Annotated in this window: 24 protein-coding genes and 2 pseudogenes; 14 read left to right on the top strand and 12 right to left on the bottom strand. The window is 71.8% G+C overall.

Annotation, left to right across the window (positions count from 1 at the left end; translation table 11 throughout):
* Positions 1-7: 7 nt before the first annotated feature.
* Positions 8-472: a hypothetical protein gene (locus IE252_RS11975; RefSeq protein ID WP_229848246.1), complete on the top strand. Its 465-nt coding sequence runs from the start codon at positions 8-10 to the stop codon at positions 470-472.
* A gap of 147 nt (positions 473-619) precedes the next feature.
* Here IE252_RS11975 and IE252_RS11970 read toward each other — a convergent pair.
* The 3 genes and pseudogenes from IE252_RS11970 to IE252_RS11960 all read right to left on the bottom strand — a co-directional run.
* Positions 620-793, bottom strand: a pseudogene (locus IE252_RS11970) (MerR family transcriptional regulator); the annotation flags it as partial.
* A gap of 115 nt (positions 794-908) precedes the next feature.
* Positions 909-1808, bottom strand: coding sequence for an aminoglycoside phosphotransferase family protein (locus IE252_RS11965; protein WP_229848243.1), 900 nt, complete (start codon positions 1806-1808; stop codon positions 909-911).
* A gap of 60 nt (positions 1809-1868) precedes the next feature.
* Positions 1869-2555, bottom strand: a complete 687-nt coding sequence (locus tag IE252_RS11960; RefSeq protein WP_229848241.1) for a GNAT family N-acetyltransferase — start codon at positions 2553-2555, stop codon at positions 1869-1871.
* Positions 2556-2926: 371 nt separating this feature from the next.
* Between IE252_RS11960 and IE252_RS11955 the strand changes: the two genes are divergently transcribed.
* The 3 genes from IE252_RS11955 (at position 2927) to IE252_RS11945 (ending at position 5601) form a co-directional block, all read left to right on the top strand.
* Positions 2927-3865, top strand: a complete 939-nt coding sequence (locus IE252_RS11955; protein WP_190089330.1) for a GDSL-type esterase/lipase family protein — start codon at positions 2927-2929, stop codon at positions 3863-3865.
* Positions 3866-4060: 195 nt separating this feature from the next.
* Positions 4061-4915 (top strand): ATP nucleotide 3'-pyrophosphokinase, encoded by an 855-nt coding sequence (locus IE252_RS11950; RefSeq protein WP_190089329.1) that lies wholly within the window; start codon positions 4061-4063, stop codon positions 4913-4915.
* Positions 4916-5022: 107 nt separating this feature from the next.
* Entirely contained in the window at positions 5023-5601 is a 579-nt protein-coding gene (locus IE252_RS11945; protein WP_190089328.1) for a dienelactone hydrolase family protein, read from the top strand.
* Here IE252_RS11945 and IE252_RS11940 read toward each other — a convergent pair.
* From IE252_RS11940 to IE252_RS11930, 3 genes are read right to left on the bottom strand one after another with little or no spacing between them, the layout of a single operon-like run.
* The gene (locus tag IE252_RS11940) at positions 5598-6464 is read right to left on the bottom strand and encodes a hypothetical protein (protein WP_190089327.1); all 867 of its coding nucleotides are present in this window, start codon (positions 6462-6464) and stop codon (positions 5598-5600) included. The genes IE252_RS11945 and IE252_RS11940 overlap by 4 nt on opposite strands.
* Positions 6448-7038: a sigma-70 family RNA polymerase sigma factor gene (locus IE252_RS11935; RefSeq protein ID WP_229848239.1), complete on the bottom strand. Its 591-nt coding sequence runs from the start codon at positions 7036-7038 to the stop codon at positions 6448-6450. The genes IE252_RS11940 and IE252_RS11935 overlap by 17 nt, the downstream gene beginning before the upstream one ends.
* Positions 7035-7190, bottom strand: coding sequence for a hypothetical protein (locus IE252_RS11930; protein WP_190089326.1), 156 nt, complete (start codon positions 7188-7190; stop codon positions 7035-7037). Before IE252_RS11930 ends, IE252_RS11935 begins: the two co-directional genes overlap by 4 nt.
* Positions 7191-7627: 437 nt before the next feature.
* Here IE252_RS11930 and IE252_RS11925 point away from each other — a divergent pair, with 437 nt between their 5' ends.
* From IE252_RS11925 to IE252_RS11915, 3 genes are all read left to right on the top strand, one after another.
* Positions 7628-8827: a phospholipase D-like domain-containing protein gene (locus IE252_RS11925; RefSeq protein WP_190089325.1), complete on the top strand. Its 1200-nt coding sequence runs from the start codon at positions 7628-7630 to the stop codon at positions 8825-8827.
* A gap of 115 nt (positions 8828-8942) precedes the next feature.
* Positions 8943-10211 (top strand): phage baseplate protein, encoded by a 1269-nt coding sequence (locus tag IE252_RS11920; protein ID WP_190089324.1) that lies wholly within the window; start codon positions 8943-8945, stop codon positions 10209-10211.
* A 59-nt stretch (positions 10212-10270) separates the two neighbouring features.
* A complete protein-coding gene (locus tag IE252_RS11915) occupies positions 10271-10720 on the top strand; it encodes a hypothetical protein (RefSeq protein ID WP_190089323.1) in 450 nt (149 codons plus the stop codon).
* A 51-nt stretch (positions 10721-10771) separates the two neighbouring features.
* On the opposite strand, the gene IE252_RS11910 is transcribed toward IE252_RS11915, so the two are convergent.
* Complete coding sequence (locus IE252_RS11910) at positions 10772-11584, bottom strand: hypothetical protein (RefSeq protein WP_190089322.1); 813 nt, start codon at positions 11582-11584, stop codon at positions 10772-10774.
* A 109-nt stretch (positions 11585-11693) separates the two neighbouring features.
* Entirely contained in the window at positions 11694-12842 is a 1149-nt protein-coding gene (locus tag IE252_RS11905) for a citrate synthase (protein ID WP_190089321.1), read from the bottom strand.
* Between the two features lie 102 nt (positions 12843-12944).
* On the opposite strand from IE252_RS11905, the gene IE252_RS11900 reads away from it, so the two are divergent.
* Positions 12945-14168: a citrate synthase gene (locus IE252_RS11900; RefSeq protein ID WP_190089320.1), complete on the top strand. Its 1224-nt coding sequence runs from the start codon at positions 12945-12947 to the stop codon at positions 14166-14168.
* 27 nt (positions 14169-14195) lie between these two features.
* Here the strand turns inward: IE252_RS11900 and IE252_RS11895 are convergent, their stop codons facing one another.
* Complete coding sequence (locus IE252_RS11895) at positions 14196-16046, bottom strand: M1 family aminopeptidase (RefSeq protein WP_190089319.1); 1851 nt, start codon at positions 16044-16046, stop codon at positions 14196-14198.
* A gap of 605 nt (positions 16047-16651) precedes the next feature.
* Between IE252_RS11895 and IE252_RS44250 the strand changes: the two are divergent.
* Both IE252_RS44250 and IE252_RS11885 read left to right on the top strand, forming a co-directional pair.
* A pseudogene (locus IE252_RS44250) lies at positions 16652-16711 on the top strand (hypothetical protein); the annotation flags it as partial.
* Positions 16712-16735: 24 nt separating this feature from the next.
* On the top strand, positions 16736-17086 hold the full coding sequence (locus IE252_RS11885; RefSeq protein WP_190089437.1) for a WD40 repeat domain-containing protein: 351 nt from the start codon (positions 16736-16738) through the stop codon (positions 17084-17086).
* A gap of 12 nt (positions 17087-17098) precedes the next feature.
* Here the strand turns inward: IE252_RS11885 and IE252_RS11880 are convergent, their stop codons facing one another.
* From IE252_RS11880 to IE252_RS11870, 3 genes are all read right to left on the bottom strand, one after another.
* Positions 17099-17614 (bottom strand): hypothetical protein, encoded by a 516-nt coding sequence (locus IE252_RS11880; protein WP_190089318.1) that lies wholly within the window; start codon positions 17612-17614, stop codon positions 17099-17101.
* A 144-nt stretch (positions 17615-17758) separates the two neighbouring features.
* The gene (locus IE252_RS11875) at positions 17759-18130 is read right to left on the bottom strand and encodes a MerR family transcriptional regulator (RefSeq protein WP_190089436.1); all 372 of its coding nucleotides are present in this window, start codon (positions 18128-18130) and stop codon (positions 17759-17761) included.
* Between the two features lie 26 nt (positions 18131-18156).
* The gene (locus IE252_RS11870; RefSeq protein WP_190089317.1) at positions 18157-18909 is read right to left on the bottom strand and encodes an SDR family NAD(P)-dependent oxidoreductase; all 753 of its coding nucleotides are present in this window, start codon (positions 18907-18909) and stop codon (positions 18157-18159) included.
* Between the two features lie 237 nt (positions 18910-19146).
* Here IE252_RS11870 and IE252_RS11865 point away from each other — a divergent pair, with 237 nt between their 5' ends.
* The 4 genes from IE252_RS11865 (at position 19147) to tsaD (ending at position 25494) form a co-directional block, all read left to right on the top strand.
* Positions 19147-19623 carry a hypothetical protein gene (locus IE252_RS11865; protein WP_190089316.1) on the top strand — a complete coding sequence of 159 codons (477 nt, stop codon included), beginning with the start codon at positions 19147-19149 and terminating at the stop codon, positions 19621-19623.
* Positions 19624-20074: 451 nt separating this feature from the next.
* The gene (locus IE252_RS11860) at positions 20075-20668 is read left to right on the top strand and encodes a hypothetical protein (protein WP_190089315.1); all 594 of its coding nucleotides are present in this window, start codon (positions 20075-20077) and stop codon (positions 20666-20668) included.
* Complete coding sequence (locus tag IE252_RS11855; RefSeq protein ID WP_190089314.1) at positions 20665-24348, top strand: nSTAND1 domain-containing NTPase; 3684 nt, start codon at positions 20665-20667, stop codon at positions 24346-24348. The genes IE252_RS11860 and IE252_RS11855 overlap by 4 nt, the downstream gene beginning before the upstream one ends.
* A 72-nt stretch (positions 24349-24420) precedes the next feature.
* Positions 24421-25494: a tRNA (adenosine(37)-N6)-threonylcarbamoyltransferase complex transferase subunit TsaD gene (gene tsaD, locus IE252_RS11850; RefSeq protein WP_373298544.1), complete on the top strand. Its 1074-nt coding sequence runs from the start codon at positions 24421-24423 to the stop codon at positions 25492-25494.
* The last annotated feature ends 4 nt before the right edge of the window (positions 25495-25498 follow it).

Below are 25498 nucleotides of genomic sequence, written 5' to 3'. Positions count from 1 at the left end.
ATCGACCATGCCCTCGCGCACCACCAGCCGCCGCTCCCTGCTCGCCACGGCCCTCGCGGTACCCACCGCGGCCGTCGGTGTGCCGCTGCTCACCGCCTCGCCCGCCGCCGCTGCCCCGACCGGGGTGCAGGTCGTCGTGGACTGGACGGCCATCGCGCTGACCTCGGGCGTCTCCGCGGACGCGGACACACCCGCGCAGGCCCGGGTGGTGAGCATCGCGGGCACCGAGTTCCTCCAGCTGCGCGGCGTGCTCACCTGCAACTTCACCGGTGACTCGCAGCTGGGCACCCTCCCGGCGGCCATACGTCCGCCGAAGACGACCCGCGGTGTCTGCCCGCGCAACAACCACCTCGGCGTCAACGCCACCCGGGTGGAGGCGGACACGTCGGGCCGCGTCATGGTGTACGGCCCGCAGACCACGGACCCGGTCACCTGGATCCAGCTCGACAACTTCTCGTCGGTGCTGCGCTGACGGAAACGGGGTGGGGCAGACCGGACGCCCCACCCCGGCCCGAGGCGGTCAAACGCCTCGTTCGGCGAGCATGCGCAGCCCGTCGACAGCGGCCGGGGAAAGCATCGGGTCCCGCAGCTCCGACAGGGGTGTACGCACGCGGCGGCTCTACAACCCGTACCGCCGGGCCGACTCCTCCTCCTGGGCCAGCCGGTGGAGCGCCCGCAGCACCGGTTCGACGAGGATCGTGGCCACCACGGCACTCTCGACCTTCTCCGCGTCGGTGGGCTGGGTCTCGACGAAGTCCAGGTCGTGGACGGCCACTTGATGCATCAGGCGGGCGGCGATCACGAACCGCTGGAGAGCCGGGGGCGGCGGGCGGCGGACCGGCTGGCATTCCGGAGCACCAAGGCCGCCAACACGGCTTCCGCGCCTTGGAGTTAAGGGAGTCCGTAGCTCAGCACTCTTCGAGCACCGCCCGGATCACATGCCGGGCGTTGTTCGCCATCGCCGGGTTGGTCGTCCGGTAGTCGGGCAGCGCGATCAGCGCCTGTGAGAGCGTCCGTCCTCGGCCGCGGATCCAGGCGGCGTCGTCCACGCCCAGCGCGTCGCGGAAGACCTTCCGTGCGTCGGCGGGGAGCAGGTTCCAGGCGGGGAAGAGGTCGCAGGCGGGGTCGCCCATCCCCATGCAACCGAAGTCGATCACCGAGGTGAGCCTGCCGCCGTTCACCAGCACATTGCCCGGCATCAGGTCGGCGTGCAGCCACACCGGCGGCCCGTCCCAGGCCGGGGCGCGCAGCGCGTCCTCCCACACGGCGAGCACGGCATCGCAGTCGACGCCCTCCTGCGGGATCCCGCGCAGTTGCTCGATCGCCGCGCGGGTCGACGCGTCGAGCGAGGCGACCGGGCCGCCGCGGTGGGCGGGCGGCGCCCCCGGCAACGTGATGCCGCGCATCGCGGCCACGAACCCGGCCAAGTCCTCGGCCAGCAGCACCGGTTCGCTCAGCGCCCCCGCCTCCGGGTTCTCCCCCGCCAGCCACCGGTACACCGACCAATCCCACGGATACCCCTCGGTCGGCTCCCCGGCTCCGAGCACCTCGGGGACGGGCGTGGGCAGCACCGACGCGAGGCGGGGCAGCCACTCCCGCTCCATCGTCACGTCCGAGGCTCCGCCCCGCACCAGCGGCAGCCGTACGACCATGTCGTCGCCCAGCCGGTACATGGCGTTGACCGTCCCGCCGGACGGAAAACGCACCACCGGCAGCCCCGCCCACTGGGGGAACTGCCCGGCGACCAACCGCCGTACGAGTGCGTCGTCGATGGGGTGCAGGTCGGAGTACATCTGTGCTGAGCTCATGGGCGACCATCCGACCGCTGGGCGGTGGCAGGCGTCAAACGCTTTTCCCCGACACTCCCCTCACGCCGGGACGAGCGAGCGTGTGCCGGTCGCCTTCAGCCGCGCCGCACCCACCCTCTGTTCGAGCTGTTCCCGCACCCGGGGCCACTCCTCGTCGAGGATCGAGTAGAAGGCCGTACTGCGGACCATGCCGTCCAGGCCCCGGGAGTGTGCCCGGTGCACACCGTCGAGGGTCGCGCCGAGGCGTTCGATCGCGGTGCGCGAGCGCAGGTTGCGGGCGTCGGCGCGCATCGAGACTCGCCGGACGCCCCAGGTCTCGAAGGCGTGCCGCAGCATCAACAGCTTGGCCTCGGTGTTGATGCCGGTGCCCTGGGCGCACGAGGAGAGCCAGGTGCCGCCGATCTCCGCCGCGTCCGGGATGGCGGTGCGCACGGGACCCAGCGGGCCGCGCGGGGCCGGCGGCCAGGGCACCGGCCCCTGCCAGTAGTCCAGCTCGCAGAAGCGCGTCGACCCCACGACCCGCCCGTCCGCGACCCGCACCGTGGCGAACGGCAGCGCGCGCCCCGTCGCCCGAGCCGCCAGCGCGTCGGCGACATACCGCTCGGTCGCCTCCACCCCACAGGGCACGGGCGTGAAGGCATAGCTGCCACGATCCTCGGCGGCGGCACGCGCCAGTGCCTCGACGTGACGTTCGGCGAGCGGCTCCAGCCGGAGGGTGCGGCCGCGGAGAGTGACGATTTCGGGCACGGGCCTTGCGTCCTTGAGCGAAGGGGCGGAGTGGGTGACGAGCCCCCGTCGACGGCACGGCGGACGGATCGTCGTCACCGTTGCGTGCGGGATGTGGATCAGTGTGTGCCCCGGGTGGCGCCGCGCGGGGGACTGACACGTTAAGGATTGTCGACGTCGGGGTGAAAGGGGGGTGGTGGGTGTGGGGTCGCGAGGCAGGGGTCGTGGCTGCGGGAGACTCCGGCTGCGCGCTCGCGGGATTGCCCGCATCGAGAACCACCTGGCCGGCGAGCCGTCGGGCGCGGGGCCGCGTGGGAGCGGCGGGACCCACGCCCCGGGCGCCCGTTAGGGTGATGTTGATCAACCCTTCAAGAAAGGCCCCGCACCCCAAAGTGACCGTCTCACGTCCTCACGCCCTCTTCTCCTTCGGCACGCTCATGGACGAGCGGGTCCAGACCGCCCTCTTCGGCCAGGCCGTGCCCACTGCTCCGGCGTCGCTCTCCGGCTATACGACCAGGCCCATCGCGATCACCGACCCGGCCGTGATCGCCACCAGCGGTCTGGACGTGCACCTGACGCTGGAGCGCAAGTACGGGGCCGTGGTCGAAGGCGCCGTGCTGCGTCTCACCGACCAGGACCTCGCCGCGGCCGACGCGTACGAAGTCGACGACTACGTCCGTCGGCGAGTGCTCCTCTCCTCCGGTGAGAGCGTCTGGGCCTATCTGGACGCGAAGCCGCTGCGTCCGGCGGCGCGGATCGTGATCGTGGGCGACAGCATCGCGTACGGGCGCTGCGACCCGCGGGGAGGGTGGGCGGCTCGCCTGGCGGCCACCCATATCGCCCGGAACGAGGCCGAGCACCGGGTCTTCAACCTGGCCATTCCGGGCAGCACCCTGGCCCAGGCCGCCGAGCAGACACCGGCGCTGCTGGGCCCCCGGCTGCCCGACACCCTTCTCGTCGCCGCCGGGATCAACGACTCGGCCGTGCCGCTGTCCGCCCCGGAGGGCCATCTCGACGGGCTCGCGCACCTCGCGGACGGTCTCGGCTCACTCGCCGCCACCGCCCTCGCGCACAACGCGCGCCTCGTCGTCGTGGGACCGAGTTGGCTCGACGAGGACCGCACCCGGGACTACGGGGGCCTGTGCTTCACCAAGGAGCGGGCGCTGGCCCTGCGCGAGTCCATGCGCACCTGGTGCCAGGAGAACCACATCGACTTCCTCGACATGTGGGAGCCGCTGTACGGGAAGACCGACCTGCTCGTCGACGGTCTGCACCCGGAGGCCGACGGGCACGAGGCGCTCTACCAGCACCTCACCGCTCTCGGCTGCTGAGCCCGACCGACTGGGCACGCATACGGAATCACGCCTTCCTTCGGTGTGATCAGGACAGCATTCGCCCGGTCGGGGCCCAGGCGACAACTCGCCGCCGGTTCCTCCTGTTGGGTTTCTCGTCAGAGACCGTCCGCTGCCCGGGGCCCTCCCCCGGGCGGCGGATGTTCGCCGTCGAGAGAGGAACACCAGGCACCGATGAACATCAGTCGTACCGTCTCGCGGGCCGCGACCGCCGCCGCGCTGGCCGCGGCGCTGAGCGTGGGCGCGATCCAGAGCGCGGCCGCAGCTCCCCCGGCCGACCGCGCGGGCACGGCCCGTACGGTCAACACCGCCGCGTTCACCCCCGTATCCGCCCCCGTATTCAAAGCGGCGCTGGACGACGGCGGGTGGACGGGTGACGGGCTGTCGCTCAACGCCGCCGACAACGCCAAGGTCGACGCCTTCATCGACCGGGCCAAGAGGGCCGAGCGCTCCATCAGCCCGCAGGTGAGGGCGGCCGCGCTGATCAGCGGCGCCGAGCTCATCGGGTTCGACCACCGCCTCAAGTCGGCGGACTCGCTCAAGCGCAAGGTCGCCACCTCGCTGCTGGAACACCCGGAGCGGGACGTGAACGACGCGCTGGCCGGCATCAGCGACTCGGTGCGCTACACGCTCCAGTGGCCGGACGGCCGCTACACCAAGGGCGTCGCGCTCGCCGCCTCCGTGCTGTCCGGGTGGGGCAACGCCAACGCCAAGTGGTCCAACACCTGGGGCCGCGCCAAGGGCTACAAGGCCATCAACTCCGCTTGGCGGGCGCCTCGTTCAGAGCACCTCTTCGAGGTGCAGTTCCACACCCCGGCGAGCAAGGACGCCCAGGAGGTCACACACAAGTTGTACGAGGAGCAGCGCCTCCCCAGCACGAGCCCCGAGCGGGCCAAGGAGCTCCAGGCACAGCAGGACGCGATCTTCGCCGCGGTCCCGGTCCCGCCGGGAGCCGACGGTCTCACCGCTCCGGCACCTCTCGTGCCCCGGCTGCCCCAGCCGTCCCTGCGGCCCCAGCCCGTCGGCTGAGGTGAGCGTCGGCTGAGCTCGCCGACGGCGGTTGTCAGTGCCTCCCGCAATACTCGAAACCGGGGAGCCGTCCGGGTTCCCCATACGAAGGGTACGAAAGGACAGCCATGGCCGAGGTATTGCTGTTCCACCACGCACAGGGCCTGACCTCGGGCGTCCGCGCCTTCGCGGAGACGCTGAGAGCGGCGGGCCACACCGTCCACGTCCCGGATCTGTACGAGGGGCGGGTCTTCGACGACCTGGAGGACGGTGTGGCCCACGTACAGGAGACGGGGTTCGGCACCATCGTGGAGCGGGGGCGGGCGGCCGCCGAAGGGCTGCCCGCCGAGCTGGTCTACGTGGGCTTCTCCCTCGGCGTGCTGCCCGCGCAGTCCCTCGCCCAGACCCGGCCGGGGGCGAAGGGCGCGCTGCTGTTCCACTCCTGCGTGCCGGTCGCGGAGTTCGGTGAGGCGTGGCCGCAGGGGGTTCCGGTCCAGATCCACGGGATGGATGGGGACGAGTACTTCGTGGACGAGGGCGACATCGAGGCGGCCCGGGCCCTGGTGGAGTCGACGCCGGACGCCGAGCTGTTCCTCTACCCCGGCAAGCAGCACCTGTTCGCCGACGCCGGCCTGCCCTCGTACACGGAGGAGGCGGCCGCGCTGCTCACCCAGCGCGCGCTCGCCTTCCTCGACCGCGTCGGCTAGGGCAGGTCCGAAGGGTCGTATGGACCGTACGGTCCGTGCGGCCACGGCCGGCCCGTGTTCACCCGCCATCCCGTCGTGAAGGACGTCGAGCGGTCCCGGGTGGGGCGTTCCGGCAGCGGGTCCGGGGCACGGCCGGACGGTGTGCGCGGGGAGCCGGCGGTGGCCGCGTGGGTGGTCAGGGCCGTGATGTGGTCGGTGAAGTCCGGGTCGGGCAGGGGTAGTTCGAGGTCGTCGTCGACGTAGGAGAGCGCCGCCGGTATGTAGTCGAGGACGGCGTGGACCAGGTCCGGCACCGGCAGCGGTCCGGTGCGCAGGGCGCGCAGGATGCGCAGCGTGGTCTTCAGGTCCACGTTCGCGACGGTCGCGCCGTGGGCACTGAGGGTGTCCGTCTGGGTGTGCCACCACTCGGCCTCGGGGTGTTCGCCCAGGGCGCGGTGGTGCAGGCCGAGGCAGAACGTGGCGGCCGCGTCGCCCGCCCCGGCCGCGTACTGCCACCAGAAGCGGGCCGATTCGGGGCGGCCGGTCAGGTGCAGCATGCAGCCCAGGATGCGGGCGCCGGCCGGCTCGGGCAGCGCGCGGGCGAAGAAGAGCTTCAGGTCGTCGAGCGCGTCGGGGTGGATGACGAACATCTCGCAGACGACGGTGAGGTCCTGAGCCGCGCACACCTCGTCCAGCGGCGGTCCCGGCTCGGAAAGGAGCGCCCGCCAGGCGGCCAGCCGGAAGCGGCCCGGCCGGGCCGGGGCGGGCGGCGGAGCGGCGACCCGGGCGGCGAGGCGCTGTTCGGCGGCGTCCACGTCGGCCTCGGTGCACGGCCGGTGGGACAGACGGGCACGGGCGAGCACGCCGTCAATGGGCGATGTCATCGGCGTGCCCCTCCTCGGTCTGCTCGGCCGCGAGACCGAGGGTGTGGCGCAGCCGGCGCTTGGCGTGGCGGGCGGTGGAGCGGACGGCGGCCGCGGTGATGCCGAGGTGGTCACCGACCTGTGCGGGGGTCAGGCCGTTGAGGTGGAGCAGGACCATGACGTCCATCTGGCGCGGCGGCAGCTGGCGTACCGCGTGGAAGAGGGCCAGGCTCTCCTCCAACTGGCCGATGGGATCGGCGGTCCGGGTCAGGGCGACGGTGTCGAAGGCGGCCGCCTCCAACAGGGCGGAGCGCCGTTTGCGGGCGCGGGCCAGGTCGAGGGTGCGGCTGCGCAGCACGCTCCAGGCGTACGCGGCGGGGTTCTCCTTCGACAGGACGGCGGTCCAGATCATCAGGAGCTGTTCGAAGGCGGCGTCGACGGCTTCCTCGGCGTCCGCGCGGTGGTTGAGGACGGTCTGCGCCCAGCGCAGATAGACGGGCCGGTGCATGTGGTGGAACGCGCTGAAGTCCACCGGAAGCTGCTGGTTCGTCATCGCGGGTCTGCCCGGCGAGCGGTGCGGGAGGTCCTGGCTCACCGGTCTCCCTCCCGGTCCGTACGCAGCAACTCGCTCACACCCGTCCGTACGCCCGCGGCGGCGGCGCGCCGCAGTAACAGGACCGCGTCGCGGCCCAACACCCGCACCGCGAGAACTGCCAGGACCACATCGCCAACCCGATCGATCGTCACGAGACTTCCGGCTCCTTCCTGGTGCACGACTGGGGCCGCCCGTCCCGCCCCCCGACGGCCCCGGAAGGCGCTGCTGCGCGCCTTCGAACAGATGACGTGCGGCGGCGCCGGAATGTGCAACCGCGGAGCCGTGAAAGGTCACCGGGCACTTGCGTTCCGGCGACGAACATGCGTTTGCAGCGGTGTGCACGCCCGCTGCCCTCGCTGGTGGTGTAGACCCATCCCGCCCGCCACCGGGGGCCTCACCTGCCGTTCGAGCGTTTTAGGCGGGGCGTCGGCGCAAGATTGCGCAAACCGGTAGCAACGTGATGGCTGTGCCTCATGTGACGTAAGACACAGCCCATATGAGGCAACCGATTCCCTCGGGCGCCGTCGGGGAGTCGGGCCCGGGGGGCTATCGTGCACCTGCTCACAGCAGGAACGATCTTTGTCAAGGAGTGAGAGACATCAGACGCATATGTGCCGCGGCGCTGCTCGCCGGGTCCCTCCTGGCCGCGCTGCTCGTCCCGTCCCCGGCCGCCGCGGCGGACCCGGCGCCGATGCCCACGACGGGCGCGGTCTTCAACGACCCGCAGGGCACCGCGGCCGAGCAGAACGCGATCAAGGACCACATCGTCGGGGCGATCGACAACACCCAGAGCGGCCGCACGCTGCGTGCCGCCCTGTACGCCCTGACCGACACCGGCTACAGCGACGCGCTGATCCGCGCCCACGACCGGGGCGTACAGGTACGGGTCGTCCTCGACTACGCGTTCTCCACCTCCACGGCCGCCACCCAACTGGCGGCCGCCCTCGGCAAGGACATGACCCAGCCGTCCTGGATCCACGTCTGCCCGAAGGACCGGGCGTGCATCGCGGACACCACGCTCGACCCGAGCAAGAACCACATCAACCACAACAAGTTCTTCCTCTTCTCCCGGGTGGGAGACGCGGGCGTCGCCGAGGACGTGGTGATCCAGACGTCCGCCAACCAGACCCCGGCGAACACCTCCCGGTTCTGGAACAACGCGTACACCTCGGTGGGCAACACCGACCTGTACACCGCGTACACGGCGTACTTCAACGACCTCGCCGCCGAGAAGCGCAACGCCGACTACTACCGGCAGGGCACCACGTCCGGGGGCGAGAAGTACTACTTCTTCCCGCAGCAGACCGGCGACCTCATGGTCGACGTGCTGAACAACGTGTCGTGCACGGGCAACACGACGGTCGGGTCCGCCTCCCACAAGACGGTCGTCCGCGTCGCCGCCTACGCCTTCACCCGCACCGAGGTGGCGAACAAGCTGCGGCAGCTGGCCGACCAGGACTGCTGGATCGAGGTCGTCTACAACACGACGAGCCAGCTCGCGACCCTCGGCAACCACGCGCGCATCAAGCCGTACCGCCTCCACCTCGACAACGGCACGCCCGGCGACGACGCGGATGACCTGTTCGTGCACTCCAAGTACCTGCTGGTCGAGGGCAACTACGCGGGGCACCCGGACACCAAGTGGACCTTCACCGGCTCCCACAACCTCGACGTGTCCTCTCTGCGGGAGAACGACGAGGCCCTGCTGCGCGTCGAGGGCGCCGCGACCCACGACGCCTACCGGAGCAACTTCCTCGCGATGCGCTCCAAGGCCACCCTGACCGGCTGACAACAGCGGCCGCACCGGATCGGCGCACCACGGCTCCCACCACGGGAACGCCCGTGCGAAACTGTCGCCGTTCCGATCACGACAGCACCGAAACGTGTATGAAGGAGCGGCGTCGTTGAGCGTCACCATTGAAGGACAGATAGACCTCGCGGGACCGGTGGGCAAGCTGCTGCACCGGCGCCCGCTCAAGAACAGCACCGTCATGCAGTCGTTCAGCACCGAGCCGGTGTCGGGCGACCTCTTCGTGCTCCAACTGATGCAGGGCGGCCTGACCCTCAGCGGCGAGTCCGGGCCCGTCGACTACGACACCCGCAACGCGCACGGCGACATGTGCCTGACCCGCCTCAACCGGTCGGGCGACATCACCGGCTACATGTACCTGCGGGGCTTCGGCCACGGTGTCAACCTCGGCGTCGAGAACCGGGGCGGCGTCATCCGCCTGTGGACCGAGACGGCGTCGCAGCCCAACAGCAAGAACGAGGGCTTCGGCACCTCCATCACCAACTTCGACTTCCGGTCGGGAACGGTCCTGGACTACGGCTCGTCGCTGCACGCCAAGCCGTACCGCCCCACGCCGAACGCGCTCTTCGCCACCCCCACCATCGACCGCAGCGCCAACGAGCTGGTGGTGCGGTTCTACGACGGTGGGACGCACGTCGAGCGGTACGACCTGGCCAAGGCCTCGGCGGGCGTCTTCGAGCCGCTCCAGCGCATCACGCTGCCCACGGACCTGGGCGTGTTCCAGGGGTACGCATCCCACAAGGGCGTGCTGTACCTGCTCAACGGCGAGTCCAGCACCGCGACCAGGAACCCCCCGCCGGGCAACACCTACATCACCGCGATGGAGTGGGCCACCGGGAACGTCCTGGACCACCACTTCATCACCGCGGCCCCGGGTCTTGAGTGGCGCGAGCCCGAGGGCCTGCACGTGGACGTGCGGAACGGCGTGACCAACCTGCACTTCGGCTTCGCCTGCGAGGACCCCGGACCGCGCACCTGCACCATCGTGACGCTCCCGGACACCCAGGAGGTCGACGGCGTCAAGGTGATCACCGACTGGCAGCCGATCGCCCTCGCCCCGGGCGTCACCGCCGACCAGAACCCGCCGCAGGGCCGCCTCATCAGCATCGCGGGCACCACGACGCTCCAGCTCAGCGGCGGCGTCAAGGGCACCTTCGACGGCGACGCGGTCATCGGCACCCTGCCCGACACGCTGAGCCCCAGCGTGGCGACCCGCGCCAACGTGCCGCGCAACAACAACGGCGGCTACTGCGTGGCCCGGGTCGAGGCCGGCACCGACCGCGCACTGCGGCTGTTCGGCGGACGCGACACCAACGCCATCACCTGGGCGCAGCTCGACAGCTTCAGCGCCGCCTGGCGCTGACCGCGCCCGCAGCCCCCTCCGTCATTTCGCACAAGGCCTCGTCAAGGAGACCAACCACCATGTCCTACAACCGCCGCAGCATCCTCGGTGCCGCCTTCGCCGTGCCCGCCGCCGTGGCCGTCGCCAACCTCGCCGCCGCCTCCCCCGCGGCCGCCGCCGGTGTGGAGGCCGGCGAGTGGGCCGACCTGGTCCTGGAGCCCGGCATCACCGCGCAGACCGGCTCGACCCCGCAGGTCCGCCTCGTCACCATCGCGGGCACCACGTTCCTGCAGGCCCGCGGCATCATCACCGGCAGCTTCTCCGCCGACACCAAGGTCGCCACGCTGCCCGCCGCCATGGCCCGGCCCACCTCGTACATCCGCGCCACCGCGCCCCGCAACAACAGCCAGGGCATCAACGCCTGCCGCTTCGAGGTGAACACCGCCGGTTCCGTGACGGTGTACGGCGCCAACACCGGCAACCCGATCACCTGGGTGCAGTTCGACTCGGTCCAGACGATCTGGCGCTGACGCGGGTCCGTGCACCGGGACGCTCGACGAGGGTCCCGGTGCACACCCCGCTCAGGCCCCGGCCCCGGCTTCGGTACGCGTGACGCGGCGCCGGGGCCGTCCCCGGTTGCGGCCCCGGCGGGTGCGGAACCTGCCGGCCCCGAGCCATGCCTTGGCCTCCGGGTTCCGCGCGGCCAGCTCCGCGAGCGCCGGGTGCCGTTCCAGCTCCGCCAGCCGTTCGGCGAAGGGGTCCGGCAGGTCGGCCGGGGTGCGCTCGCTGCCGAGCGCGGCGATCTGCGCGATCAGCGCCAGGCCGGTGACGACGGCGGCGGCCCACTGGAGCGGCCCGTGGGGCGCCATGTCGAACAGCCCGGCGGCGGCGAACCCGAACTGCGCCAGGAACAGCATCCACCCGGTGCAGCCCAGACAGCCGAGGTTGCGCGGCGCGGGCGGCCGCCGCGGCCGCAGACGGGCGTCGCAGTCGGCGTGGAACCGCGCCCGGACGTCGTCGAACACGGTGTCGCGCAGCAGCACGCTGCCGAGGGTGGCGGGTGCGGTGCGGCGGCGCACCGCGGCGAGCAGGGCGTCCGGCAGCGGGTGCCCCGCGCTGCTCGCGGGATCCGCACCGGCCTCCGTGGGGCTCATGTTGCCGCGGTGGTTGACGGTGACCAGCCCGTCGAGCACCAGCCGGGCGGCCGCCGCCTGGATGTCGTCCTCGGGCCACCACGCGTCGCGCACGGCGTAGTACGGGTCGATCTCGATCGCGGCGCAGTGCGCGACCGCCTCCCGGTACCACCGCCGCTCGCGCAGGCGGCGCATACCGAGCACCCCGTACAGCAAGGCGGTGACGGGGAGTACGACGCAGGCGAGGGTGACGTGGTCCACGCGCCGAGCGTAGGGGCGCGGCGCGGGAGGGGCACATCCATTATTCGACGGCTCCCCTGCCTGCCCCAAGCACCCTGGTATGCCCCAAGTCCCCGTCAGGGCGCGGTACTCACGACGCCGGTACGGGCTGCGGCGCGGGCGGGCCCGCGTAGTGGGCCGCCGGGCGGATGATCTTCGAGTCCTCCGCCTGCTCCAGGATGTTGGCGCTCCAGCCGACCACCCGGGCCGCGCAGAACGTCGGGGTGAACATCTCGCGCGGCACCCCGCACAGCTCCATGACCACGCCCGCGTAGAACTCCACGTTGGTGTGCAGCTCCCGGCCGGGCTTCAGCTCGGCGAGGATCGCCTCGACCTGCCGCTCGACCTCGACGGCGAACGCGACCAGCGGGCCGCCGATGCCCTCGGCGATGCCCCGCAGCATCCGCGAACGCGGGTCCTCGGTGCGGTAGACGGGGTGGCCGAAGCCCATGATGCGGTCGCCCGCGAGGACCCGCTCGCGCACCCACGCGTCGATGCGGTCCGGGGAGCCGATGGCGTCGAGCGTGTCCAGGGCGCGGCTGGGGGCGCCGCCGTGCAGCGGGCCGGAGAGCGCGCCGACAGCCGCGACCAGGGACGCCGCCATGTCGGCGCCGGTGGAGGCGACGACGCGCGCGGTGAACGTGGAGGCGTTGAAGCCGTGGTCGACGGTGGAGATGAGGTACCGCTCGATCGCCCGGACGCGGTCGGGCGCGGGCTCCGAACCGGTCATCATGTAGAGGTAGTTGGCGGCGTACGACAGGTCGTCGCGCGGCTCGACGGGATCGAGCCCCTGGCCGAGGCGGTACAGCGCGGTCAGCAGGGTGGGGACGGCGGCGCAGGCGGCGAGCGCGTCCTCGCGGCGCCGGTCGGCGTCGAGGTCGTAGACCGGACGGAAGCCCTGGGCGGCGCCGAGCAGGGAGAGGGCGGTGCGCAGTCCGGCGAGCGGTCCGGAGGCGGCGCCCGCGGCGGCGATGCCGGGCAGCGCGTCGGTGACCTCGCGGGGCAGGTGGCGCAGGGCCGCGGTGCGGGCGGTGAAGTCCGCGCGGGCGGCGGCGTCGGGGAGTTCGCCGTGGAACATCAGGTGCCACACGTCCTCGAAGCCGCGGGTCTGCGCGAGCTCGACGGCCGAGTACTGGCGGTAGTGGTAGAAGCCCTCGCGGCCGCGGACGTCCCCGAGTGCGGTGTCCGTGACGACGACGCCCGCGAGCCCGCGGGGTACAGCCGTGGTGGTGGTCGGCATGTCTCTTCCCTTCCTCAACGTTGATTCGACTGTCTATGATTGACGAGATGGCTGTCAATATTGATTGAATCAACATTGATCGATCTTGGATACGGTGACCTCATGACGGATCAGTCGCGACTCACCACCCGCGAAGCGGCCGAACGGCTCGGCGTGAAACCGGAGACGGTGTACGCGTACGTCAGCCGCGGCCAGCTGAGCAGCGAGCGGGCGCCCGGCGGGCGGGGCTCGACCTTCGACGCCAAGGAGGTCGACGCGCTGGCCCGGCGCAGCGCCCGCCGCGAACCCGCCGCGCGCACCGGCGAGCTGACCTTCCGTACCGGACTCACGCTCATCGACAAGGACCACTACTACTTCCGCGGCGTCGACGCGGTGGAGCTCGCCGGGGCGTACGGCTTCGAGGAGGTCGCGGAGTGGGTGTGGACCGGCACGCTGCCGCGCGGCGCCCGGTTCACCGCGCCCCAGCAGTTCCTCGACGCGGCACGGCTCGCGGTCGGCGCGCTGCCCGCGCACAGCGGCGCCATGGACCGGCTGCGGGCCGCCACGGTCGCCGTCTCGGCCGCCGACCCGCTCCGCTTCGACCTCGAACCGGCGGCGGTGCTCGGCTGCGCGCGGATGCTGATCCCGACCCTGGTCGGGGCGCTGCCCCCGGCGGGCAAGCGGCACCGGGGCGCGGAGCGGCTCGCCTGGCAGCTGTGGCACCGGCTCACGCCCAGGCTCCCCGACGAGGCGTCGATCAACGTACTGGACACGGCTCTCGCCCTGTTGATCGACCATGATCTGGCCGCGTCCACACTGGCCGCCCGGGTCGCGGCCTCGGCGCGCGCCCATCCGTACGCCGTCGTCTCGGCGGGGCTCGGCGCACTGGACGGACCGCTGCACGGAGCCGCCAGCGGGCTCGCGCACCAGATGCTCGCGGAGGTCCTGGAGCGCGGCGGCGCCGCTCCCGTGGTCGCCGCCCATCTGCGCTCGGGCCGCCGCGTGCCCGGCCTCGGCCACCGCCTCTACCCGGGCGAGGACCCGCGCGCCCAGGCCCTGTTCAAGCTGCTCGCTGAGCTTCCGCAGGCCGAGGAGGCGCTCGCCGCGGCCCACGACGTGGTCGCCACGACGGCCCGGCACACCGAGCTGCACGCCAACGTCGACCTCGCGCTCGCCGTGTTCAGCGTGGCCTGCGGTATGCCCGTCGAGGCGGGCGAGACGGTGTTCGCGGTGGCGCGCACCGCGGGCTGGATCGCGCACGCCCTGGAGGAGTACGAGGAGCACCCGCTCCGGATGCGCCCCAGCGCCCACTACAACGGCCCTCGCCCGCCACAGCCGCTGCCGTGACGGGCGAGGGGTAAGAGACGGAGGGGGTCAGCCCTCGATGCGGTGCTGGGTCCAGAACGACGTCAGGTCCGTGGTCGTGGCGGCCTGGGCGGCGGCCTTGAACTCGGCCGTCGTCGAGACGCCGTACCAGTGCGAAGTGGCGTAGTCCTTCAGGAGCTTGGCCATGGCGGTGTCACCGAGGACGCGCCGCAGGTCGTGCAGGGCGCACTTGCCGTAGCCGTAGACGACGGTGGAGTAGCGCGAGGAGTGGGCGTCCCAGTAGGCCATCGAGTTGGTGATCTTCTCGGCCGACGACGCCCAGGAGACGCTGTTCCAGCAGCCGCTGCCGGTCTTGTTGAGCGCCAGGTCGGTGGCGTAGTCGGTGAACGACTCGTCCAGCCAGGGGCTGTTGTACTCGTCGTCGCCGACGATTCCGTAGAACCACTGGTGGCCGATCTCGTGGGTGAGCGCGGTGGTGCTGACCAGGTCGAGGACGAAGCCGGGGTACTCCATGCCGCCGAACCAGTAGTTGTTGTCGATCACCGCGTCCAGCTCGCCGTACGGGTAGGCGCCGAAGCGCGCCGCGTGGGCGTCCACGGCGGACTTGGCGGTGCTCAGCATCGACTGGGCGTCCGAGGAGCTGATGCCCGAGACGGAGTAGATGTTGATCGCTGTTCCGGCCGGCGAGGTGCCGGAGATCTTGCTGAAGGGGCCCGCAGCCCAGGCGAAGTCACGGACCTTGGCGGCGGTGGCGGTGGTCACGGTGCGCCCGCTGGAGCCGGGGGTGTCGACGGAGGTGCCGGTGGCGGGCACCAGCAGGGAGTTGGGGTGGTCGAGGGTCACCTTGAAGTCGGCGGCCAGGGAGTAGAACGACTCGCCGTTGTTGGTGTACGGGTCCAGGTGCCAGCCGGAGCCGTCCTTGACCGCGAGGACGGGCAGGGCGTTGCCGATGTTGTTGAAGGCCCCGTCGTGCCCGAACCGGTCGGCGCCACTGGGGACCGTGATGCCCAGGTCGAAGCCGATCGTGGCGCTCTGGCCCTGCGCGAGCGGGGTGGGCAGGGCGATCTGGAGGGCGGTGCAGCCCACCGACAGGGAGCCCGCGGTGCCGCCGGTGACGTTGGTGACCGTGATCGGCATCGCGGAGCAGGTGCCGTGGTAGTTGTCCCACAGCCTCAGATACACCTCGCTGAGCGGGGTGGCGGAGGCGTTGGTGAAGGTCGCGCTCTCGTGGCCGGTCCAGACGCTGCCGCTGGTGTCGCTACTGAGGTTGACGGTGTACGAGGGCGAGGCCGGCGTACGGGTGGAGTCACCCGGCGGGGTGGTGTCGCCGGACGTGTTGAGGGCGACGTCGTCGACGACGAAGCTCGTCTGGAGGCTGGAGTCCTCGGTTCCGGTGAAGGCGAGGTTCACGGTCTGCCCCGCGAAGGCCGACACGTCGAGCGACTTCTGTACGTACCCGGTGTTCTTGTTCAGGTTCGAGTACGTCGCCAGGGTCGTGCTGCCGATCTTCGCCGTCAGCTTGTCGTACGCGGTGGACGACGTGGTTTCGGCGGTGTCGATGTGCAGCCAGAAGGTGAGCGTGGCGGTGCTGCACCCGGAGGGGATCGTGACGCTCTGGGAGAGCGTGTCGGTGTGGGTGCTGCCGACGCCGTCCAGCCAGGCGAAGGTGGTGCCGCCGTGGGCGCTCTGACCGGTGCGACTGGTGATCACACTGGTCTGCGACTGGCTCCAGGGCGAAGTCCCGCTCTCGAAGCCGCCGTTGGCGACCACCTGGGCCGGGGTGCAGGCGGCGGCCTTGGCCTGCGGTGCGGCTGCCGCCGCGGTTCCGGGGAGCGAGAAACCGGCCAGCGCGACGACGAGTGCGCTCGCCGCGAGGGCCTTGTGGGGGGTCGGTCTCACACGTAACTCCTTTGACGCGGCCGGGATTCCGGCCTGCTCGGTGGCCGCCCGACGGCTTGGGTGCGCCGGAGGGCGGCCGCGGACTGCGCGCATCGCTCGCGCGATCGCCGCGGTGAGATTTCTGTCGCGCGCCTCCCCGGGGCGGTCCGGGGCGGCGGCTGCCGGAAAGCCTGGCAGATTTGACCAGGGCATGCCATCAGGGACGGGTAAAACTGTCGCCTCCCCTGCGCCGGGGGTGAAGTCCCCCTACCCTCCTGCGCATAGGGGACAACGGGGGCACTCCGGTGGAGGGGGCGAGGTGCGTCGAGTCGTCGCGACAGCACTCCAAGTCGCTCTGCTGCTGATCGGTGTCGTGGCCGGACTGGCCGCCAACTTCCTCACGAGCGACACCGACCACCCGCTGGCCGCCGTCGCCTGGGTACAGCGGTCGGCGCTGGGCATTCTGGTGGGATCGGTCGTCCTCGCGGTCGTCGCCCAGGTCGTCGCCTCGTTGATGGACGGCGGATCGTCGAGGGCCAGGTCGTCCCCGCGTCCGGTGTGGTCCGCCGCGCGCAACCCCTACCCCGGGCTGCGCTCCTTCGACGAGGAGGACGCGGCGGACACACATCCGCTGGTCACCGGGGTCCGCCCTCCTCGCCACGGTCTCCCGGGACCGCACCGCCCGGCTGTGGGACAGCCGGGCGGGCACGGTGACCCGGGTACTGAACGGTCACGACGACTTCGTACGCGATCTGGCCTGGTCCCCGGACGGCACCCAGGTGGTGACCGGGTCCAACGACTGCACCATCCGGTCCTGGGCACCGGCGGAGCACGGCGAGGCGGATGTCATCGGCACACACGCGGCGCCGGTCGCGGCGGTGGCGTGGTCCCCCGACGGCCGCTCCGTCGCCTCGGTCTCCCACGACCTCACCCTGCGCGTCTGGGACACCGCCCGCGAACTCCCCACCCTCACCCGCGAGGCGCGGGCCCGCCTCCGCCGCTCCCTCACGTCCGAGGAGCGGGCGGAGTTCGGCGTACCGGAACGACGCGCGGAGCCGTGAGCGCGCGCCTGCTCAGCACCCACCGCCGGTATGGGGCGCGGCCCAGTCCTGCCCGCCGTACCAATGGTCGGTGCCCCACGCGTCGTTGTAGCAGTTGCGGTCCGGCGTCCACATGTTGGCCTGGGCGCGCCAGTCGTCCGGGTTGGCGTCGTGCACCCACCCCCAGCCGGAGACGTCCTTCTGGGTGATCGGACCGCACCGGTAGTCCTCGACCGTGCCGCTGGTGGGCGACACCATGGCGACGCAGACCGTGCCCTCCCTGTGGGCCTTCTGGAACGCGTCGGCCCACTGCCAGTGGGCCTGGAGCCGGTTGCAGGAGGAATCCCAGAGCTGCTGCACCTGCCCGGCGTAGGTGCCGTACATATAGAAGTTGCCCGGGCTGCCGATGTAGTGCCAGTTGCCGGTACAGGTGCCGCCGTCCTGTACACCGGCCTGCGCGGCGCCGGCGCCGGACAGCGCGAGGGCTCCTCCGGTCAGCACGGCGGCAACGCCGAGCAACGCGCGTCTTGCCCTGTGAAGCATGGCCATGTGGCTCATCTCCTGACGGTGACGTCGGTTGAGCCGCCCATGGACCGGCGACTCGATGCCGCCGGCAACTAGACCATCGGTCGACGCCCCGGGGCGAAGCCTTTCGGCGCAGAGCGAATAAGCCCATATGGCGCCTATGGGAATCTAGGCCACCGGGCGGATCCGGTCGCCCGTCTGCTCTCGGAGCGCGGCCTGGAGGCGGTCGCGGGCCTCTGTCTGGGTGGCGATGCGTTCGTTGAGGACCGCCAGGCGGTCCAGGGCGATGCGCAGGCCCCGGTCCGAGGGGGGTGCGGCGGTCACGTCGCCGTCCAGGCAGGGCAGGAAGACCTGTACGTCGTCCAGGGTGAGTCCGGCGGCCAGCAGGTGGCGGATGTTGCGGACGCGTACCACCGTACGGTCGTCGAAGACGCGGTAGCCGTTGGCGGCCCGCTCCGAGGCGATCAGCCCGGCCTGTTCGTAGTGCCGCAAGGCGCGCGCCGTCGTTCCGGTCGCCTTCGCCAACTCACCGATCCGCACCCGTCCCACCTCCCGCACCACTCTTATCACGCCACCACCGCACCTCCGTCGACCGGGAGGATCACCCCGGTGATGAACGACGCGGCCGGTGCGGCGAGGTGGGTGATGGCCCAGGCGACCTCCTCCGGCCGGCCGATCCGACCCAGCGGGGTGTGCGCCAGCTGCCACTCGCGCAGCGCGGCCAGCCGCTCCGGCGTGAGTCCCTGGTGCTCGCCGATCGGTGTGGCGATCGCTCCGGGGGCGACGGCCACCACCCGGATGCCCCGGGGCGCCAACTCGACGGCCCAGCTGCGGGTCAGCGTCTCCAGCGCGGCCTTGGTCGCCGCGTAGAGCGAGTTCCCGGGCCAGGCCCGCTGCCCGACCGAGGTGCTGACGTTGACGATCACCCCGCCGGACGCTTCGAGGGCGGGCAGCGCGGCCTGGGCCAGCAGTGCGGGTGCGATCAGGTTGGTGGCGATCTGCCGTGCGATCACCTCCGGAGTGAGGGTGTCGAGCGCACCGCTGCGTACGATCCCAGCGTTGTTGACCAGCACGTCCAGGCGCCCGTGCAGCTCCAGCGCGGTCTCGACGATCCGTGCGGGCTCGCCCTCGGCGGTGATGTCGGCGACCAGAGGGGTGATCCGCGCCCGGTCGGCGGCGGTCTCGTGCAGTGGTTCGGGCCGACGCCCGACGGCCAGGACGTGGGCGCCCTCGTCGGCGAAAGCGTGGGCGGTGGCCCGGCCTATGCCGGTACCGGCCCCGGTGACGACGACGATCCTGGGGTTGGTGTCCGTGTTCATGCCGTCATCGTTCAACCCTGCCGCCAGTGGCAAGGTCAAGGCGAGAGCAGCACCCACCTGCCCTGATGCCCTACGTGAGAGGCCTCTTCGCGGGATACGGCAGCGGACGTATTCCGGCTCCGCAGATGGCCACAGGCCATGCGCGCGAAACCCACTGGCGCGACAATTCTGTTGGATCACCGGGCATTTCCGGACAGTCGGGTCGCCCGGGCTCCACACACACGGGGGGACGAATCCATGACCGATCCCGTAACCGTCGGCGCGGTCACCGCGATCCTGGTCCGCTGGGCCCAGCACACCGCCGGTGTGGCCGTCGACGGCCTCGTCGGCGACCGGGCCAGAGCGGTGTGGGACGCCGTCGCCCACCGCTTCCGCCGCGATCCCCAGGCGGACGGCGCCCTGCGGCGCCTCGGCGACCAGCCGGGCAACGCCAACCGCCGCGCCGCAGTCGCGGACCACCTTGAGGAACTCATGGCCCGGGACCCGGAGTTCGCCCGGACGCTGGCGTCCCTGGTCGCGGCCGAGGGCGACGGGCGAGCGCGGGGGCACCGGGTGGAGAACGCCGGTGCCGCCGTCATCGGCGGCGGCAGCGTGGACATCCGCGGCGGCGGCATCGCGGCGGGCAGGGACGTGACCGTGAGCGGTTTCTTCCAGCAGCGCACCAGCGCCTCGGAGGAGCCTCCCGAGGCGGACTCCGGTCCGACGGCGGGGTGAAGCGATGCGGTACACGAGAGCCAGATCACTGGCAGTTGTAGTCCTCGTGCTGGTCGCGGCCGGTTGTGGATCCCACGGCGGAAACCATCAAACCGTACGCCCACCGGCAACGGCCATCAGCGACGGAGGCGGGCAGGAATCACCGCTGCCCGGCGACGGCACCCCCGACACGAGCAGTGACACGCACAGCGGTTCGGCGACGAGTGGCCCTGGTGAGGGCGGCTCGAACACGTCCGGTTCGGGAAGTGGTGACGACGGCGGCTCATCCGGTCCTGGGAGCACTGGGAGCACTGGGAGTACTACGGGGTCCACGGACCCGGGACACACCCGCCCCTCCGACCCGGGCAAAAGCACCTCCCCCAGCACCGGCGACAAGGGCGGCGGCAAGTCCGGCCCCTGCGGTCTGTCGTCACCGCCCACCGGGACGACCGGCGGGCGCCGCACCCAGACCGTGGTGTTCCCCAGCCCCGGCACCGCCCACACGTATCCGCACACCAGCACCACCCTGCACGCCTGCGCCACCTCCGGCCTGCCCGTACGTTACGCACTCGGCGGGGACCCCGGAGGCTGCAAGGTGGAGTCGGCGAACGGCGGGACCACCGTCGCCATCAGCGGAACCACCGGAACGTGCACCGTCCTCGCCTACCAGGACGGCGACGCCACCTGGGCTCCGGCCGAGCCCGTGCGCGGTGACTTCGCCGTGGGCTACCAGGTCGTGTCCATCTCCTGGGCCGATCCCAAACGGCCCATGCACCACCCCTCCGGCCCGGTCGGCATCCGGGTCCGTGTGACGAGTCCGGACCCCTTCAAGGGCGGGATGCTGACGATGACGGCCAAGGGAGACTGCCGGCTCGAAAACGACTCGTACATCGGTGTCAACGACCCCGTGGTGACCGTGAAGGTGCAGCCGACCAAGCCGAGCGGCACGTCCGGCGAGTGCACTCTGAGCGGCCTCATGGGTTCCGACCACACCAAGCAATCCGTCACACTGCCCCCGCGCTCGTACACGGTGACCGCATCACGCAGCGCCCAACCGTCGCCGTGACAACGGACCAAGAGACCACGGACGAGCCGGATCCACCGTCGAGCATCCAGAACACCGGCCCCGTCGTCAGGGGATCCGGCGACATCACCATCCAGGCCGACGGCCTCGCCGCGGGCCGGGACATCCACGTCGGCACCTTCCAGCACTTCCTGATCCAGCAGACCCTGGCTCCGCTGACCCCCGCCCCGACCCGCTGTCCGTACCCCGGACTCCAACCCTTCGGGCAGGAGTGGGAGGGGTTCTTCCACGGCCGCGCCGCAGAGACCGACGAGGTGTTGCGCCGCCTGCTGCGGCAGCCGGTCAGCAGCCTGGTGGGGCCCTCGGGCAGCGGAAAGTCCTCCTTGCTGTACGCCGGGGTGCGCTTGCGACTGCGCGAGCGCGGGCTGCCCGGTCTGCCGCGCTGGGTGGTGGGATTCCTCGTACCCGGTGAGCATCCGGTGGAGCAGCTCGCCGAGGAGTTGCGCGATGCCTGGGGTACGAGGGAGGACGGCGAACTGCTGCCCGACGCAGGTGAGTTGCGTCGCGATCCGGCGTTGTTCGGACGGTGGTCGGCGCGGCTCGCGCGGGCGAGCGGGGGCCGGGTGGCGTGGCTGGTGGATCAGTTCGAGGAGCTGTTGCAACCCACCGTCCCGGAGGCGGACCGCCGTTGTGTGGAGGAGGCTCTGCTCTCCGTCGCGAGCGAGGCGGACGGGGTGGCCCATGTGCTGGTGGCGCTGCGCGCCGACCTGTACCACTGCCTTGAGTCGAGCGCCCCGCTCGCACGACTGGTGACGGAGCATCAGTACTGGCTGCTCCCGCTCTCGGACGCCGGTCTGCGCGGCGCGGTGCGCGGCCCCGCCGAGACCGTCGGGTGCCATGTCGAGGAGACGTTGGTCCGGCGGATCATCGAGGACGCCGGTGCCGGGGCCGGCAGCCTGCCCCTGATCGCGTACACGTTGAAGCGGCTGTGGGAGCTGCGCACCCCGGCGAACGAGCTGACGCTGTCCGCGTATCAGCGCCTCGGCGGTATCGGCGCGGTCCTGGAGGAAGGGGTGCAGGGCATCTGGCTCGCCCTGGACCCGGATCTGCACGCCACCGTACGCCGTGTCTTCACCCGCCTCGCCTATCTGGGCGCCGGTGAACGGCCGACGCGGCACCGGGCGCCCGCCGCGGAACTGATCACCGAGGCCGACAGCGAGGCGGCGGTGCTGGCGGCCGTCCGCCCGTTCGTCGAGGCGAGGCTCCTGCTCGTCGACCGCAAGAAGCAAACGGCCGAGCCGACGCTGGAAGTCGCACACGAAGTGCTTCTGGAGAAGTGGCCGCTGCTGCGGGAGTGGCTCTCGGAGGACGTCAAGGCGAAGCGCCTGCAGGACGACATCTCCGCGCAGACCCGCCGCTGGCTGGCGGAACGCCGGGACCCCGGGTTCCTCCTGCCGTCCGGGCAACTGCGCGGCCTCGACGCGCTCGACGGCGCCCGGTGGTCACTCAACCCGGCCGAACAGGACTTCGTCCGGGCCTCGCGGGACGCGGAGGACGACAGACGCCGTACTGAGGAGCGCACCAGGGAAGCCGAGCGACGGACGAAGCTCGTGCTGCGGCGCCAGTTGTTCACCGCGCTCGGGCTGGTGCTGGCGCTGGTCGTCGGGGCGGTCCTGTTCCGGCAGGTGCGCATCACCGAGGAGGCGAGGACCACCGTCGAGGGCCTGCGGCTCGCTGCCCAGGCGCGTACGGCGGCGGGTGAGCGGCGCGATGCCGCGGCTCTCATCGCGCTCGCGGGTGTACGGGTGCGGGACACCCAGGCCACACGCGAAACACTCGTCAATGTACTGGCCTCCCCCGAAGGCCAGTTGACCTCGCTCGTCCCGGAGCTGGGCGGTGTGGCGGCGAACGTGCTGGCTCCGACCCTCACACCGCAGGGTGCGGCCGTGTTGGGCTGCTCGGACGGGACCGTACGCCTGGTCGATCCACTCACCGGGCGGGAGGTGCGCCGCGCGGGTGCGCGCCATGACGACACCGTGACGGCGGTGGCCCTGACGAGGTCGGCCCGGTTGGTGTCCGGCGACGAGGGTGGGACAGTTCTGATGCAGGGTGTCGGTGGCGAACAGCCGGTTGTACGCGTCCAGTTGCCGTTACGCGTACGGGTCAGCGCGGTCGCGGTGGACGAGTCGGCCGGGGTGCTGCTGACCGGAACGGACGACGGCACGCTCGCCCGCTGGCGGTTGGTGCCGGGGAAGCCGCCCGTATCGCTGCCGCTGATCAAACTGGGTGGGGCGGTGTCGGCGGTCGTCGTGGACGAGGAGAGACACCTGGCCGTGGTGGCGGCGGGCGGACATGTGGTGGCCGTGCGGGTGTCGGCGATCACGGACGCAACGGCGGCGGACGCGGAACTCCACGCCGCTCCCTACGGAATCCGCTTGGCGCTGGGCCCGGATGGACACCCCTCGGCCGTCGACGGCACACAGATCCACACCTGGGCGAGCACGCAGTCACTGGCGACCCCACCCACCACGGCTGCGGCTCCCACGTCCACGGCCCTGGTGGCCGATCCGCTCACGGGTGTGGTGTTCACGGGCGACGAGGTGGGCCGGGTGCACGGCTGGGTGCTCCGCGGCGCACCGGTGCGGCAGGGTGCGGCGCGCACGGGACCGCCCACCGCCGCGGTCCAGGACCTGGCCACGGACGGCCGGACGCTGGTGTCCCTCAACCGTGAACACCGGCTGGTGACCTGGGACGTGACGGGCCGCCGCTCCCCCGCGTCCCACCCGGTGGCGACGGCCGACGGCGAGGTCACCGCGCTCGCGTACGGCCCGGACGGCACGGTCGCGGTAGGGACGAACAGCGGCACCGTCCGCCTCCTCGACACCCCCTCCTCCTGGAACACCGGCGGCCCGGCGGTGGTGGGCCTGGCCTGGCGCTCCCCCACGGCACTGCTGGCACTCACCGACGACGGGGCACTGCGCGAGCTCACCCCCCGGACGGGCACACAGCGCGTGGTGGTACGCCACCCGGGCGCCGTGGACGTACGAGCGGCCCCGGACGGCACGGCCGTGGCCGCCTGGCGGGACGGCCCGGTACTGCTCCTGACACGGGACGGTCCGCCCGTGGGGGTGGGCCTGACGGGCCAGGTGAGGTCGGTGGCGCTGGGACCACACGGTGAGCTGGCGGTGGGGCTGGACAACGGGGAGGAAACCCGCATCCTGCTATGGAGAGAAAACACCAACTACACCACCACCCCGGTGGAGTTGAAGGGCCACCACCTCTACGTCCCGACGCTGGCGTTCTCACCGGACGGCCACATGCTGGCGAGCGGAAGCGACGACCGCCGCGTCATCCTGTGGGAGACGACCTCGGGCCGCCCCCTGCGCACACTGACCGGCCACACCGACACCGTACGTTCCCTGGCCTGGGGCGACGACATGCTGGCATCCGGATCGGAGGACAGCACGGTACGCCTCTGGAACCCGGCGACGGGCACCCCCATCGGCAGCCCCCTGCGCTACACCGACGGCGACGTAGTCGCCCTCACCATGTCCCCCGACGGACGCACACTGCTGGAGGGCAGCGCGGCGACGGTGGTCCGGTGGCCGTTCGCACTCCGGGAATGGGAGGCGCTGGCGTGTGCGGTCTCGGGCGGCGGGATCACGCGGGAGACGTGGCGCGCGTATGCGCCGGGGTATGCGCCGATGGCGCTTTGCGGCTGACGGGGTCGCGTGCGAGTGCGCGCCCGTCTGACCCGAAGGGCTTCTTGCATAGGATGTGCAATAACTAATTCTATGCAGAAAGGTGGTCCGGTGAGTTCTTCCCTGGTGCTCGGCATCGAGTCGTCCTGTGACGAGACCGGCGCGGGGCTCGTGCGGGACGGGCGGCTGCTCGGGCACGTCGTGGCGTCCAGCATGGACGAGCACGCTCGGTTCGGTGGGGTCGTGCCGGAGATCGCCGCCCGCGCCCATCTCCACTCCCTCACCCCGGTGGTCCACCGGGCCCTGGCCGAGGCCGGGTTGAGGATGGCGGACATCGGGGCCGTCGCGGTGACCACCGGGCCCGGTCTGTCCGGGGCGCTCCAAGTGGGGCTCGCGGGCGCGAAGGCGCTGGCGTACGCGCTGGACGTGCCGTTGTACGGGGTGCACCACCTGGCCGGGCACGTGGCGGCCGACACGCTGGAGCACGGGCCGCTGCCCGACCCCTGCATGGTGCTGATCGTCTCCGGCGGACACACCTCGCTGCTGCTCGTACGGGATCTGGCACGCGATCCGATCGTGCATCTCGGGGACACCGTCGACGACGCGGCGGGCGAGTGCTTCGACAAGGTGGCCCGGGCCTTCGGGCTGCCGTACCCGGGCGGGCCCGCGATCGACCGCGCGGCGCGCGAGGGGAGGCCGGACGCCGTGGTGTTCCCGCGTCCCCTGACCGGCCCGCGCGACGATCCGTACGCCTTCTCCTTCTCGGGTCTCAAGACGGCGGCCGCCCGCTGGGCCGAGCGGCACCGGGACGGTGTACTGCCGGTCGCCGACGGGGCCGCCGCCCTCCAGGAGGCGGTCGCGGACGTGCTGACCCGCAAGGCCGTCGCGGCCTGCGTCCGGCACGGGGTCGGCACGTTGGTCGTCGTGGGCGGGGTGGCCGCCAACTCCCGGGTGCGGGCGCTGGCCCAGGAGCGCTGCGGGGCGGCGGGCATCACCCTGCGTGTACCGCCGCTGCGGCTGTGCACGGACAACGGCGCGATGATCGCGGCGGTGGGCGATCTGCTGGTGCGGGCGGGCGCCGAACCGGCTCCGCACGACGTCTCCATCGACCCGTCGGCGCCGCTGGAGTTCGCCGCGCTGCACCCCGTCGCCACCCTGGCGGTCTGATCCC

Source organism: Streptomyces melanogenes (genome assembly GCF_014649795.1).
Classification (GTDB): Bacteria; Actinomycetota; Actinomycetes; order Streptomycetales; family Streptomycetaceae; genus Streptomyces; species Streptomyces noboritoensis.
The sequence above is the reverse complement of the archived record's forward strand: the minus strand, read 5'-3'. Positions and strand labels throughout refer to the sequence as shown.

Excerpts from the sequence above, each read along its gene's own strand:
- IE252_RS11975 (WP_229848246.1), top strand. The coding sequence starts at position 8 with ATGCCCTCGCGCACCACCAGCCGCCGCTCCCTGCTCGCCACGGCCCTC.
- IE252_RS11965 (WP_229848243.1), bottom strand. The coding sequence starts at position 1,808 with ATGAGCTCAGCACAGATGTACTCCGACCTGCACCCCATCGACGACGCA.
- IE252_RS11950 (WP_190089329.1), top strand. The coding sequence starts at position 4,061 with ATGAACATCAGTCGTACCGTCTCGCGGGCCGCGACCGCCGCCGCGCTG.
- IE252_RS11945 (WP_190089328.1), top strand. The coding sequence starts at position 5,023 with ATGGCCGAGGTATTGCTGTTCCACCACGCACAGGGCCTGACCTCGGGC.
- IE252_RS11940 (WP_190089327.1), bottom strand. The coding sequence starts at position 6,464 with ATGACATCGCCCATTGACGGCGTGCTCGCCCGTGCCCGTCTGTCCCAC.
- IE252_RS11915 (WP_190089323.1), top strand. The coding sequence starts at position 10,271 with ATGTCCTACAACCGCCGCAGCATCCTCGGTGCCGCCTTCGCCGTGCCC.
- IE252_RS11905 (WP_190089321.1), bottom strand. The coding sequence starts at position 12,842 with ATGCCGACCACCACCACGGCTGTACCCCGCGGGCTCGCGGGCGTCGTC.
- IE252_RS11900 (WP_190089320.1), top strand. The coding sequence starts at position 12,945 with ATGACGGATCAGTCGCGACTCACCACCCGCGAAGCGGCCGAACGGCTC.
- IE252_RS11880 (WP_190089318.1), bottom strand. The coding sequence starts at position 17,614 with ATGGCCATGCTTCACAGGGCAAGACGCGCGTTGCTCGGCGTTGCCGCC.
- IE252_RS11870 (WP_190089317.1), bottom strand. The coding sequence starts at position 18,909 with ATGAACACGGACACCAACCCCAGGATCGTCGTCGTCACCGGGGCCGGT.
- IE252_RS11865 (WP_190089316.1), top strand. The coding sequence starts at position 19,147 with ATGACCGATCCCGTAACCGTCGGCGCGGTCACCGCGATCCTGGTCCGC.
- tsaD (WP_373298544.1), top strand. The coding sequence starts at position 24,421 with ATGCAGAAAGGTGGTCCGGTGAGTTCTTCCCTGGTGCTCGGCATCGAG.